Source organism: Vibrio agarivorans, assembly GCF_030409635.1.
GTDB lineage: Bacteria > Pseudomonadota > Gammaproteobacteria > Enterobacterales > Vibrionaceae > Vibrio > Vibrio agarivorans.
Map to the genome: position 1 here is coordinate 841,946 of NZ_JAUFQF010000004.1, position 12,494 is coordinate 854,439.

Here is a 12,494-nt window from a genome sequence, read left to right on the forward strand (position 1 = left end):
ATCTCGTCGCAATTGATAAAAGCCACTGAGCAAACAAAATCTCAGTGGCTTTTCTTTATCCAGCCTAGTCGCGGATAAGGCAATGAAACATCCTGTCACCCTATAGGCATTTGCGTTTTACCCACACTTGGATACTATTTCCAGCCATTTACTCTCTTTGTGTACCAAAACAGGACAGCTATGAGTCAAAGTAACAACAAAAAGCCCAACCCACTGTTTGAGGTGGCCTTTAACGTCTTGATCCCATCGTTCATTTTAATGAAGTTCAGTGGTGATGAGCACTTAGGCGCGGTCATGGCACTGGTTGTCGGTCTCGCATTTCCTGTGGTTTATGGTGGCTATGAGCTGATAAACAATAAGAAGTTTAACTTTATCGCTGCACTTGGCTTTATCAGCGTGTTGCTCACCGGTGGTATTGGCCTACTAGAGTTAGACACTCGCTGGTTGGCTCTAAAAGAAGCACTGATCCCAGGGCTGATTGGTATCGCGATTTTCGTCTCTACGTACACTCGCTACCCTGTAGTGAAAAAGGTTCTATTTAACGACACCGTGTTGAACTTACCACTTATCAAAGAGCGTCTGGCACAAAGCGGTAATGAGCAAGCATTTGAACGCTGTCTATTGCGCTCTAATCATCTATTTGCGACCACGTTTTTCTTCTCTTCTGCGATGAACTACTTCCTTGCTACATGGATTGTAACCAGTCCAGCAGGCACAGCAGCATTCAATGAAGAAGTCGGTAAGCTCGCGCTATATAGCTACCCTGCAATCGCTATCCCTAGCATGATTATGATGATGGCTATCTTCTATTATATTTGGAAAAAAATCAGCAGCATGACATCGCTAACTGCTGAAGAGGTTTTCCATTCTAGTTGATAGGCAAATCGAACTAATACTCGCACTCAGAAAGGGGCATCACTTGGTTGGTGCCCCTTTCTCTTTTATGATTTATGACCCAATAATCCTCATCTATTGATAGATAGCTGTGACTTAAGTCAACTCTCAATAACTTACCCATCACGCATTTCCCAGAGCGAGAATAGTATAAAGTCTGTTAGTGTATATGGAGCAACATTATGCTTGGCAGTAGCATTATCGTCATGGGAGTTAGCGCTTGTGGCAAAAGCACAATCGGTGAGCTTTTAGCACATAAACTTGGCTATAAGTTCATAGACGGAGACGACCTTCATCCGCAAGAAAATATTCTAAAAATGTCATCTGGCCAGCCATTGAACGATAGCGATCGCTTGCCATGGCTAGAGTGCATTCGTGACGCTGCTCATCGCTTCGAAAGAAACAAAGAGAACAGTATTATTGTCTGCTCAGCACTCAAGAGAAAATATCGCGATCAAATCCGAGAGGGAAACCAAAATGTTACCTTCATTTTTCTAGATGGTAGTATTGATTTAATACTTGAACGTATCCGTGCGCGCCAAGGGCATTTTATGCAAGAGGGTATGGTGAAAAGCCAGTTTGAAACACTTGAGCGCCCATACGGTGAACCCAACACCATATTTATCAACATTGATGCGCCTATCGATGAAATTGTCGAGCAGGCAATTCAGCAAATAAGTTGAGTTTTTCGCAAATCTATCAATATTCGAATGCAGAGTTTTGGGGAGCTTTACCAATAATACTCCCCAAAAACCTATCGACGATAAACTTTCCTATTCTTCGTCAAACGCTTCAAACTCGATACCCATCTCTGTCATCAGCGCTTTCGCTTCTGCAGGAATTTCATCAGGGCGGTCTTTTCGCAAATCTTCGTCTGTCGGTAAAGGCTGGCCAGTGTATGCGTGCAGAAATGCCTCACATAGCAGCTCACTGTTTGTCGCATGGCGTAGGTTATTAATTTGGCGGCGAGTACGTTCATCCGTCAATACTTTCAGTACTTTAAGAGGGATAGATACTGTGATTTTTTTTACTTGCTCGCTTTTTTTACCATGCTCAGCATAAGGGCTAATGTATTCGCCATTCCAGTCTGCCATGAGACACCTTTCAATCGTCGTTGTTCTAAATAGATAAGGGGGAGATTTTAGCCGGATTTAAGGCTAAGAGCAAAGACATATAGACGTCTAGAAGTGTTGACGTCTCACATTATGAAAAGTAAAGTGTCGGTTAATGGATTAAGAAACGTTTATAACAGATTTAGATAAACGTTTTGTGAAGCACTATCACTCTTTGGGAAGGACACTCTTATGAGCGCACGCAAGCCTGCGACAATTGCCGTTCGCACCGGCATCGAATCAGACACTCAACACCATGCGGTTGTTCCACCCATTTACCTCTCCACCAACTATGGTTTTCCGGCCTTTGGCGAAGTCCCAAATTATGACTATACGCGTTCTGGCAACCCAAATCGAGGCCTCCTAGAGCAAGCGCTTTATGAGCTCGAATCAGGAAAAGGGGCGGTAGTCACAAACTGTGGCACCTCAGCTCTAAACTTGTGGGTTTCTGCATTTCTCGGCCCTGACGATCTTATCATTGCTCCACACGACTGTTACGGCGGTACATACCGTTTGTTCAATACTCGTGCGCAAAAGGGCGACTTCAAAGTACAGTTTGTTGACCAAACCGACACGCAAGCACTCAATGAAGCACTTGAAAAGAAGCCAAAGCTTATCTTGTTAGAAACACCATCGAACCCGCTGGTTCGAGTGGTGGACATTGCCGCTATTTGTCAGCAAGCGAAACAGGTTGGCGCTCTGGTTGCTGTCGATAATACCTTTTTGACACCTGTGTACCAAAAGCCTTTAGAGCTCGGTGCAGACTTCGTTATCCACTCTACGACTAAGTACATCAATGGCCACTCTGACGTCATTGGTGGTGTGGTGATCACGAAAACAGAAGAGCATGCCGAGGAGCTCGCTTGGTGGGGTAACTGCATTGGCGCAACCGGTACTCCTTTTGATAGTTACATGACTCTGCGCGGTATACGTACCCTCGGAGCTCGCATGCGAGTGCATGAAGAGAGTTCACAGCAAATCCTCGACTGCCTGATTAATGAGCCCCTAGTAAGCAAGGTCTACCACCCTAGCCTACCAAGCCACCCAGGTCATGAGATTGCGAAAAAACAGCAGTCAGGTTTCGGGTCAATGCTCAGCTTTGAGTTCGGCGGCTCATTTGAGCAACTTAAATTCTTTGTCGGTAAGCTCGAGCTCTTTTCTTTAGCAGAGTCACTCGGTGGGGTAGAAAGCCTTATTTGCCACCCTGCATCGATGACACACCGCGCAATGGGCGAAGAAGCTCTAGCAGAAGCAGGAGTGACACAATATCTGTTACGTCTGTCTGTCGGCCTAGAAGACTGCCAAGATCTGATTGCCGATCTAGAACAAGCATTCGCTCAAGCGAAGGAGGCATTTTAAAATGACTCACCCACGTCAGTTACACAAATTTGGTGGCAGTAGCTTAGCTAACCCTGAGTGCTATCGCCGAGTTGTCAATATCCTTAAAGACTACTCGAACAGCAATGATCTGATTGTCGTCTCTGCTGCTGGCAAAACAACCAACCGCCTGATTGAGTTTCTCGATAACCTTGAGCGTGATGGACGCTTGGCACATGAGACACTACAAGAGTTAAGGCAGTTTCAGATTGAATTAGTAGAAAGCCTCATCACTCAAACAGACACAAAAGCGCGCCTACTTGATCACTTGATCACCGAGTTCAGCGCACTGGGTGAAGTGGCTTACCCCGTTAGTGCTAAGACACGCGCCTCAGTGCTAGGTCATGGCGAAATGTGGTCGGCACGACTGTTAGCCAATCTACTTAACGAGCAAGACCTCAATGCTGTAGAGCAGGACTCTCGTCAATTTCTGCGTGCCGAAATCGGCACTCAACCCGAAGTAGATCGCGGCGCCTCATACCCACTACTCAAAGAGGTTTTAGCACAGCATAGCCAGTACCGAATCGTATTCACTGGCTTCATGGCACAGAACCATCAAGGCGAAACCGTGCTGCTTGGCCGCAACGGGTCAGACTATTCTGCAACCATTATTGGTGCACTAGCCGAGGTTTCACGCGTTACTATCTGGAGTGATGTTGCTGGGGTATACAGCGCCGATCCGCGTATTGTCTCCGATGCCTGTCTGTTGCCACTGCTGCGCCTAGATGAAGCTAGTGAACTAGCACGCCTAGCCGCACCAGTCTTGCACAGTCGTACACTTCAGCCTGTCGCACAAAGTGCAATGGATCTTCACCTACGCTGTAGCTACGAACCAGAGGCTGGTTCAACCCGTATCGAACGTGTATTGGCTTCCGGTCGTGGTGCTAAAATTATCACCTCACTTGATGATGTATTACTCATTCAACTGCGCTTTGCTCACAATCATGACTATCAACGTGCGCAGCAAAATGTGCTGAAAAAACTGAAACAAGCACAGCTAGAGCCCCTGGCTTACGAGAGCCAAGCTGATCAATACTTATTGCAATTGGCCTATACCCAAGAGATTGCTAACGGTGCTCTAGCCTTTTTACAAGACGCTGCGATTGAAGCAGAACTTAAGCTCAAAGAAGGCTTCTCACTGTTGGCAGCAGTTGGAGCAGGCGTCAGTAAAAATCCAAACCACTGCTTTGGGTTTTATCAACAACTGAAGAGCTCTGCAATTGAGTTTATTGCAGAGTCAGAGTCTGGGCTTAGTCTTGTGGCGGTGACACGTAAACTCGATGTAGAGCCACTCGTAAGCCGTTTGCACTCTCAGCTATTCCAAGCCCAAAAACGAGTAGCCATTGCCTTGTGTGGTAAAGGCAACATTGGCTCGAGTTGGTTAAGCTTATTTGCAACACAAAAAGAAGAGCTCGAAAAGCGTCACAACATGAACTTTGAGCTCGTTGCCGTGATAGATAGCCAAACCTACTGGTTTAAACCGCAAGGGATAAACCCGCAGACTATCGAGACCTCCTTCGATGATGAATCCATTCCCCACGACGGTAAAAGCTGGATCGAGCAACTCGGTGCGCTACAAGATTATGATGACCTCGTCGTGCTGGATGTAACCGCCAGCTCTCAATTAGCAGAACAATACCTCGATATTGCCCAACAAGGCATGCACTTGATTTCTGCAAATAAAGTCGCCGGCTCAGCATCTAGTGAATATTACCATCAAGTTCAAGATGCCTTCGCGAAGATAAACCGTCACTGGTTTTATAACGCAACGGTAGGCGCAGGGTTACCGATAAACCATACCGTTCGAGATCTACGAGAGAGTGGTGACGAGATCGTTACTCTGTCAGGTATTTTCTCTGGCACTCTCTCGTGGTTGTTCCAGCAATACGATGGTTCTATCCCCTTTAGTGAGCTGGTCGACCTGGCTTGGCAACAAGGCTTAACAGAGCCAGACCCTCGCTCGGACTTAGACGGCTCTGATGTTATGCGTAAGCTGGTCATTTTGGCTCGCGAGTCTGGCCTCTTCATTGAGCCAGAAAAGGTCAAAGTCGAATCGCTGGTTCCACAAGAGCTCCGAGATATGACACTCGATGGCTTCTTCGATAATGGGATTGTCCTTAGCGAAGCACTCGCGGAACGCTTGGAGAAAGCGCAGAGCGAAGACAAGGTTTTGCGTTATGTCGCTCGACTAGAGAAAAATGGAGAAGCGACGGTAGGCGTTGAAGCACTCAACAAAGAGCACGCACTCGCCAACCTCTTACCGTGTGACAATATCTTCGCCATTGAGAGCAAATGGTATAAAGACAACCCGTTAGTCATCCGCGGGCCAGGTGCAGGCCGAGAAGTGACAGCAGGTGCGCTGCAGTCGGATCTCAATCTGCTTGCTGGAAGACTATAACTCCCTTTGGGCTGGCCACACGGTCAGCCCAATTGTCCTTTACCACCGTTTCAAAAAACCTCATCTTCTACATGAAGAAATTTCATAGTATTGCCATTGACATTAATCTGCTTTCATTACATCCTGTGGACATATAGACGTCTAAACGTCAATTTCAGGATTGAAAATTTCGGTGAAGCCTCACCACAGGGAGAATGACATGGGATACACACACGCAAGCCACATTGATGCGCTAAACCAAAATATCGCTGAGTTATCAGAAGACAATATCAATGTCTCTTTCGAGTTCTTTCCTCCTAGCAGCGAGAAAATGGAAGAAACCCTGTGGAATTCAGTACACCGTCTAAAAACGCTTAAGCCGAAGTTTGTCTCTGTCACCTATGGCGCCAACTCAGGTGAGCGTGACCGCACTCACTCCATCATCAAAGAGATCAAATCTGAAACAGGTATTGTTGCCGCTCCTCACCTAACCTGTATCGATGCTTCACGCGAAGAACTGATCCAGATTGCTGATGACTATTGGCACAACGGTATCGAGAGTATTGTCGCTCTGCGTGGCGATATTCCACCGGGTGGTGGCAAGCCAGATATGTATGCCTCTGATCTTGTTGAGCTACTAAAGAGCCGCCACGACTTTGATATTTCTGTTGCGGCTTTCCCTGAAGTACACCCAGAAGCAAAAAGTGCTCAGGCTGATCTTCTCAACCTAAAGCGTAAAGTGGATGCTGGAGCAAACCGAGCTATCACACAATTCTTCTTTGATGTTGAAAGCTACCTACGCTTTCGCGATCGCTGTGTGGCTGCTGGGATTGATGTTGAAATCGTTCCAGGTATCTTGCCCGTATCAAACTTCAAGCAAGCGTCTCGCTTTGCAGCGCAGAATAATGTCAAAGTACCTGGTTGGATGGCAAAGCAGTTTGAGGGCCTTGAAGACGACGCAACAACACGCCAATTAGTTGGGGCAAGCCAAGCGATAGACATGGTGCGTATTCTTAGCCGAGAAGGGGTGAAAGACTTCCACTTCTACACATTAAACCGTGCTGAAATGACGTATGCTCTATGCCACACTCTTGGTGTTCGACCGCAAGCGTAAAATCGATACCCAGATAGCAAAAGAGCCGACCTTGGTCAGCTCTTTTTTAATTCGATTGGGATTACTCTACTTCATCCATTTTTCCTAGCAAGCCGCGAATACGCTCTTGCCAAGCTTGATGCTCTTGTTGCATCTGTTGAATTTTACCTTCTAGATCATCACGACCAGAACGCAGTTCAGTCGCTTCTGACTCTAATTGTGACTTCTCACCTTTCAACTCTTCTACTTCCATCTGAAGAAGAGTGATCGTGTCAACTGCAGTTTGGATTTTTGCTTCCAATTGCTCTAATACTTCAAAAGACATCGTCGCCTACCTTTAATTATCCGTTTTGAATGAAGTGTTCTTCACTGTATGCCCCATTCTACCTAGCACTGTGCATAGAAACACCTGCTATCTTGAGAAAATGTGTCATTTGCACAAAAAACCGTCAACCTTGACTTTGTGCTGTCATTTACACCACTTTTGATCTCGGTTAAGCAAAAAAGCAAACGTTTACTAGCGACTGTGTTAGAATCTGCGCGACCAAAATCTTTCCCCTATTTACTCTTGGAGTCATCATGAAACGCGATTTAGCAATGGCCTTTTCACGTGTTACTGAAGGTGCAGCACTGGCTGGTTATAAATGGTTAGGCCGTGGCGATAAGAACGCTGCCGATGGCGCTGCCGTTGAGGTAATGCGTACTCTTCTAAACAAAACCGAGATCAGCGGTGAAATTGTTATCGGTGAAGGTGAGATTGATGACGCGCCAATGCTATACATTGGTGAGCAAGTAGGCGTAGGTGGTGATGCTGTTGATATCGCAGTAGACCCAATTGAAGGTACACGTATGACTGCCATGGGCCAGTCAAACGCACTTGCTGTATTAGCAGCAGGCGAGAAAGGCAGCTTCTTGAAAGCACCGGATATGTACATGGAAAAACTGGTTGTTGGTCCAGGCGCAAAAGGCTGCATCGACCTACACAAACCACTGAAAGAGAATATCGAAAACGTAGCAAAAGCGTTGGGTAAATCTGTCGACACCATGGTTGTTGTTACTTTAGCGAAACCTCGTCATGACGGCGTAATCGCTGAGATGCAAGCGATGGGTGTTCGTGTATTTGCTGTGCCAGATGGCGACGTAGCTGCCTCTATCTTAACGTGCATGCCAGACAGTGAAGTTGATATGATGTACTGCATCGGCGGTGCACCTGAAGGTGTGGTTTCTGCTGCTGTAATTCGAGCGCTTGATGGTGACATGCATGGCCGCCTGCTTCCTCGTCACGATGTAAAAGGCGATAGCGAAGAGAACCGCATCTACGGCGCAGCAGAGCTTCGTCGTTGTGAAGAGATGGGCGTTGAGGCGCATAAAGTACTTAAGATGGAAGATATGGCGCGCAGCGATAATGTCGTATTTGCAGCCACGGGTATTACTAAGGGCGATCTTCTTGAAGGTATCACTCGCCAAGGTAACATTGCGACTACAGAGACTCTACTTATTCGTGGTCGCTGTCGTACTATTCGCCGCATCAAGTCGACACACTACCTTGAGCGTAAAGATCCAGAAGTACGCGATATCATTCTTTAATTTAGAATCAAGTAAGAAACGAGGCCTGCACGCCTCGTTTTTTTATGCCTATTTTGTACATATTGATACAATTGTGCGTCACAGCACAAAATGAAGTTGATATACTTACCTATTAACAACACGAAAATAATCAAGGTTATGAGTTTGCTTGAAGTTGCTGCACAAAACATTGCAAAAGAGAGTACCGCAGGTGTGTACAAACTAACACACGACGAGTCTACCTATTGGGTAAAGGTGTGTGGTGAAGACAAGTCTAACTTTGTTCGTGCACTATCAACCAAAATAGCGAAACTTGAATCTCTTTCCTACCTGCGCAGCAACGCGGCACTGGATACCAAAGTACGCTTTAATCACGAGAAAACCACCATTCAATACCTCTACCAAGAAGGGCTCAATGTCCCACATATTTTGGTAGACGCTGAAGACTTCTTTGTAACACCAAATGCTGGCGTTTCTCTTGATCGCGCACCCAAAGAGTACTTTAAAGGTGAACTACTCAATACCTTATTTTCACAGTTTGGTGAAATGCACAATCGAGACATAGTGCACGGTCGCCCAGCAATGCGTGATATTTTGGTCAATGAACAACAACACATCACCTTAGTCGATTTCGAAGAATCTGTATTAAGTGCCAACTCTCAGCTTAAGGCTCGCGATATTTTCCTGTTGTTAATGGACCTTTGTCGCATTGAGCACTTAACCAAGAAACAGAAAATCCAAGCGGTTGAACTTTGGAAAAATATTGTCAGTGAGGCTGATTGGCAAGCCCTACAAAAAATGTGTCGAACACTCAGTCATTTCCAGTTTGTGGCTCAGCTGGTCTTAAAGTTTAAACCTCGCAACCGTACCAGCAATCAAATTCTATCGACACTATCGCTGCTAAGAGAAATGGCATAGATCGACTCTATACTTCATAGTTACGAATAACTCTCTACTCAGCCAAAACGAAAAAGGCTCTCAATAAATGAGAGCCTTTTATGAATTTTAGGTCGGTAGGATTACATCATACCAGGCATACCGCCCATACCACCCATACCGCCCATATCAGGCATTGCAGGAGCATCTTTAGCAGGAAGGTCAGTGACCATAGCTTCCGTAGTGATCATTAGACCCGCTACTGATGCTGCAAACTGAAGTGCGCTACGAGTTACTTTAGTTGGATCTAGAATACCCATTGCAATCATATCGCCATATTCACCCGTTGCTGCATTGTAGCCGTAGCTACCTTCACCCGCTTTCACGTTGTTGGCAACAACAGACTCTTCATCACCAGCATTCTTCGTGATTTGACGGATTGGGGCCTCCATAGCGCGAAGCGCTACACGGATACCAACGTTTTGCTCTTCGTTATCACCTTCAAGTTCAGTGATCTTAGAAGCAGCACGGATCAGTGCAACACCACCACCGGCAACCACACCTTCTTCAACCGCAGCACGAGTTGCATGTAGAGCATCTTCTACGCGATCTTTCTTCTCTTTCATTTCAACTTCAGTAGCTGCACCAACTTTGATTACAGCAACACCGCCAGCCAGTTTCGCTACGCGCTCTTGAAGTTTCTCTTTATCGTAGTCAGATGTTGCTTCTTCAATCTGCTGACGAATTTGAGTAACACGGCCTTGAATCATCGCTTCTTCACCCACGCCATCGATGATGGTTGTGTTTTCTTTCGTGATAGAAACGCGCTTCGCTTGACCTAGGTCTTCTAGTACTACTTTCTCTAGCTCTAGCCCAACCTCTTCAGAAATCACAGTACCACCCGTTAGGATAGCGATGTCTTGAAGCATTGATTTACGACGGTCACCAAAGCCAGGTGCTTTAACAGCAGCAACTTTAACGATGCCACGCATGTTGTTCACAACAAGTGTTGCTAGTGCTTCGCCTTCTACATCTTCAGCGATGATAAGAAGTGGACGAGAGGCTTTAGCAACCGCTTCAAGAGTTGGAAGTAGCTCACGAATGTTTGATACCTTCTTATCGATAAGAAGGATAAACGGGCTTTCTAGATCAACCGAACCCGCTTCTTGATTGTTAATGAAGTAAGGAGATAGGTAGCCACGGTCAAACTGCATACCTTCAACAACATCTAGCTCATCTTGTAGAGCCTGACCTTCTTCAACTGTAATAACACCGTCGCGACCTACTTTTTCCATCGCTTCGGCAATGATGTTACCTACGCTAGTGTCAGAGTTTGCAGAGATAGTACCAACCTGCGCGATTGCTTTAGTATCAGCACATGGAACAGAAAGCGCTTTTAGCTCTTCAACTGCTGCGATTACCGCTTTGTCGATACCACGCTTAAGATCCATAGGGTTCATACCTGCAGCTACTGCTTTCAAGCCTTCATTAACGATAGACTGAGCAAGCACTGTCGCTGTTGTTGTACCGTCACCCGCTGCATCATTTGCTTGAGAGGCAACTTCTTTAACCATTTGAGCGCCCATGTTTTGGAATTTATCTTCCAACTCAATTTCGCGCGCTACTGATACACCATCTTTAGTAATTGTTGGTGCACCGAAAGACTTATCTAAAACTACGTTACGGCCTTTAGGGCCAAGTGTTACTTTTACTGCATCAGCTAGAACGTTTACGCCTTCTAGCATTTTAATGCGTGCATCATTACCAAATTTTACGTCTTTAGCAGCCATCTTTTATTCCTTTCTAAATTCTGTTTTTTTGAGTCGTTTTTGAATCGAGCAAAAAATTACTCAACGATTGCTTATTAATCAACAATTGCCATGATGTCGTTTTCAGACATGATTAGAACTTCTTTACCGTCAATTTTTTCAGTCTTTGTACCGTAACCTTCAGCAAAGATTACTGTATCGCCAACTTTAACGTCCAAAGGCTGAACTGAACCGTTCTCTAGGATACGGCCTTTACCAACCGCTAGTACTACACCGCGAGTTGATTTCTCTGCAGCAGAACCAGTTAAAACGATGCCGCCAGCCGACTTTGATTCAACTTCTTTGCGTTCAACGATAACTCGGTCGTGTAATGGACGAATGTTCATTGGTCGTCTCTCCTGATAATTTCCATGTTTAATGAGGTAATTGCCCACAATAATATAGGGCGTCGCTTACCTCATATATGAGGTATGAAAGGCATAATCCCAAGGGGGAAAGGCAAAAAAAGTGTGATTTAGCTTACAAAACAAGCGCCCTTTCAACTGATGATTCGCGAGTAAAATTCTTACAGTTGAGACTAGAGCAAGTTGGAGTGGGGAATATCGCATTGTTGCATATACTTTAAGCAAGGTCGCTTTAGGGAGTGAAGCAATGTCAACAGGTTCAAGTAGCTATCAACAACTGCCTTCTTTCGATGAACTCATGCAGTTAGCCAAGCAAGACCCAACGGCTTTTGACAAGTTAAAAGCAAATATGTGTAATGCATGTATCGAATCAGCATCACCCGATATGCAGCAGCGACTCAGAGCGCAACAAAGCCATATCGATCTGATTGTCAGTCGTAGTAAAAACCCAATCCATGCCAATATATTATTAAGAAAAGAGCTACTCACACAATTTCAAAAGTTTCGTGAAGCCCTCTGTGGGGAATGTGATGTGGAAAAAGAGGCAGAAATCGTTCCATTCAAGCCCAACACTGAAGATTGGCGCTAGGCGAACACTTTGATGAAATGGTATTTGGCAAATAGTAAAAAGCCCGCTAATCACTTAGCGGGCTTTTTAAATGTGGCGGAGAGATAGGGATTTGAACCCTAGATACGCTATTAACGTATGCCGGTTTTCAAGACCGGTGCTTTCAACCACTCAGCCATCTCTCCACAATATGTAATCTCTCTAAAGTCTTACGTGACTGCTTCAAATCGATGTTGTTCAAAGCCTGGCGATGTCCTACTCTCACATGGGGAAACCCCACACTACCATCGGCGCTATTGCGTTTCACTTCTGAGTTCGGCATGGAAATCAGGTGGGTCCACAATGCTATGGTCGCCAAGCAAATTCTGTTTTTCGTCTTCACTTTTTCTAAAAAAGTGAAGACAAAAAGTCTGGAAAGCTTCTAAAAGTCATCAATACACATTCAAAGTTCTTAGCTT

12 protein-coding genes, 1 tRNA gene and 1 rRNA gene are annotated in these 12,494 nt (G+C 45.5%); 8 read left to right on the forward strand and 6 right to left on the reverse strand.

The window, feature by feature from the left end:
• Positions 1-180 precede the first annotated feature (180 nt).
• Both QWZ05_RS12360 and QWZ05_RS12365 read left to right on the forward strand, forming a co-directional pair.
• Positions 181-876, forward strand: coding sequence for a VC0807 family protein (locus QWZ05_RS12360; protein WP_264878289.1), 696 nt, complete (start codon positions 181-183; stop codon positions 874-876).
• A gap of 200 nt (positions 877-1,076) precedes the next feature.
• Complete coding sequence (locus QWZ05_RS12365) at positions 1,077-1,577, forward strand: gluconokinase (RefSeq protein ID WP_264878288.1); 501 nt, start codon at positions 1,077-1,079, stop codon at positions 1,575-1,577.
• A gap of 90 nt (positions 1,578-1,667) precedes the next feature.
• Here QWZ05_RS12365 and metJ read toward each other — a convergent pair whose 3' ends face one another.
• Complete coding sequence (gene metJ, locus QWZ05_RS12370) at positions 1,668-1,988, reverse strand: met regulon transcriptional regulator MetJ (RefSeq protein ID WP_252021202.1); 321 nt, start codon at positions 1,986-1,988, stop codon at positions 1,668-1,670.
• Positions 1,989-2,198: 210 nt separating this feature from the next.
• On the opposite strand from metJ, the gene QWZ05_RS12375 reads away from it, so the two are divergent.
• From QWZ05_RS12375 to metF, 3 genes are all read left to right on the forward strand, one after another.
• On the forward strand, positions 2,199-3,365 hold the full coding sequence (locus QWZ05_RS12375; RefSeq protein ID WP_290298653.1) for an O-succinylhomoserine (thiol)-lyase: 1,167 nt from the start codon (positions 2,199-2,201) through the stop codon (positions 3,363-3,365).
• A gap of 1 nt (position 3,366) precedes the next feature.
• Positions 3,367-5,781, forward strand: a complete 2,415-nt coding sequence (locus tag QWZ05_RS12380; RefSeq protein ID WP_290298655.1) for a bifunctional aspartate kinase/homoserine dehydrogenase II — start codon at positions 3,367-3,369, stop codon at positions 5,779-5,781.
• A 199-nt stretch (positions 5,782-5,980) separates the two neighbouring features.
• The gene (metF, locus tag QWZ05_RS12385; RefSeq protein WP_264878285.1) at positions 5,981-6,874 is read left to right on the forward strand and encodes a methylenetetrahydrofolate reductase; all 894 of its coding nucleotides are present in this window, start codon (positions 5,981-5,983) and stop codon (positions 6,872-6,874) included.
• Positions 6,875-6,935: 61 nt separating this feature from the next.
• Here metF and zapB read toward each other — a convergent pair whose 3' ends face one another.
• The gene (gene zapB, locus QWZ05_RS12390; protein ID WP_264878284.1) at positions 6,936-7,178 is read right to left on the reverse strand and encodes a cell division protein ZapB; all 243 of its coding nucleotides are present in this window, start codon (positions 7,176-7,178) and stop codon (positions 6,936-6,938) included.
• 254 nt (positions 7,179-7,432) lie between these two features.
• On the opposite strand from zapB, the gene glpX reads away from it, so the two are divergent.
• Complete coding sequence (gene glpX, locus QWZ05_RS12395) at positions 7,433-8,440, forward strand: class II fructose-bisphosphatase (protein ID WP_264878283.1); 1,008 nt, start codon at positions 7,433-7,435, stop codon at positions 8,438-8,440.
• 138 nt (positions 8,441-8,578) lie between these two features.
• Positions 8,579-9,337, forward strand: a complete 759-nt coding sequence (locus QWZ05_RS12400; RefSeq protein ID WP_264878282.1) for a BUD32 family EKC/KEOPS complex subunit — start codon at positions 8,579-8,581, stop codon at positions 9,335-9,337.
• Between the two features lie 101 nt (positions 9,338-9,438).
• On the opposite strand, the gene groL is transcribed toward QWZ05_RS12400, so the two are convergent.
• Positions 9,439-11,085: a chaperonin GroEL gene (gene groL / locus QWZ05_RS12405; RefSeq protein WP_290298659.1), complete on the reverse strand. Its 1,647-nt coding sequence runs from the start codon at positions 11,083-11,085 to the stop codon at positions 9,439-9,441.
• A gap of 74 nt (positions 11,086-11,159) precedes the next feature.
• Positions 11,160-11,450, reverse strand: coding sequence for a co-chaperone GroES (locus QWZ05_RS12410; RefSeq protein WP_164647030.1), 291 nt, complete (start codon positions 11,448-11,450; stop codon positions 11,160-11,162).
• 265 nt (positions 11,451-11,715) lie between these two features.
• On the opposite strand from QWZ05_RS12410, the gene QWZ05_RS12415 reads away from it, so the two are divergent.
• Positions 11,716-12,057 carry a DUF3135 domain-containing protein gene (locus tag QWZ05_RS12415; RefSeq protein WP_264878280.1) on the forward strand — a complete coding sequence of 114 codons (342 nt, stop codon included), beginning with the start codon at positions 11,716-11,718 and terminating at the stop codon, positions 12,055-12,057.
• Positions 12,058-12,130: 73 nt separating this feature from the next.
• Here QWZ05_RS12415 and QWZ05_RS12420 read toward each other — a convergent pair.
• Positions 12,131-12,221: transfer RNA gene (locus QWZ05_RS12420), tRNA-Ser, on the reverse strand.
• A 57-nt stretch (positions 12,222-12,278) separates the two neighbouring features.
• Positions 12,279-12,395 (reverse strand): 5S ribosomal RNA (rrf, locus tag QWZ05_RS12425).
• Between the last annotated feature and the right edge of the window lie 99 nt (positions 12,396-12,494).

Coding starts and splice junctions, on each gene's coding strand:
- QWZ05_RS12360 (WP_264878289.1), top strand. CDS start 181: ATGAGTCAAAGTAACAACAAAAAGCCCAACCCACTGTTTGAGGTGGCC.
- QWZ05_RS12365 (WP_264878288.1), top strand. CDS start 1,077: ATGCTTGGCAGTAGCATTATCGTCATGGGAGTTAGCGCTTGTGGCAAA.
- metJ (WP_252021202.1), bottom strand. CDS start 1,988: ATGGCAGACTGGAATGGCGAATACATTAGCCCTTATGCTGAGCATGGT.
- QWZ05_RS12375 (WP_290298653.1), top strand. CDS start 2,199: ATGAGCGCACGCAAGCCTGCGACAATTGCCGTTCGCACCGGCATCGAA.
- QWZ05_RS12380 (WP_290298655.1), top strand. CDS start 3,367: ATGACTCACCCACGTCAGTTACACAAATTTGGTGGCAGTAGCTTAGCT.
- metF (WP_264878285.1), top strand. CDS start 5,981: ATGGGATACACACACGCAAGCCACATTGATGCGCTAAACCAAAATATC.
- zapB (WP_264878284.1), bottom strand. CDS start 7,178: ATGTCTTTTGAAGTATTAGAGCAATTGGAAGCAAAAATCCAAACTGCA.
- glpX (WP_264878283.1), top strand. CDS start 7,433: ATGAAACGCGATTTAGCAATGGCCTTTTCACGTGTTACTGAAGGTGCA.
- QWZ05_RS12400 (WP_264878282.1), top strand. CDS start 8,579: ATGAGTTTGCTTGAAGTTGCTGCACAAAACATTGCAAAAGAGAGTACC.
- groL (WP_290298659.1), bottom strand. CDS start 11,085: ATGGCTGCTAAAGACGTAAAATTTGGTAATGATGCACGCATTAAAATG.
- QWZ05_RS12410 (WP_164647030.1), bottom strand. CDS start 11,450: ATGAACATTCGTCCATTACACGACCGAGTTATCGTTGAACGCAAAGAA.
- QWZ05_RS12415 (WP_264878280.1), top strand. CDS start 11,716: ATGTCAACAGGTTCAAGTAGCTATCAACAACTGCCTTCTTTCGATGAA.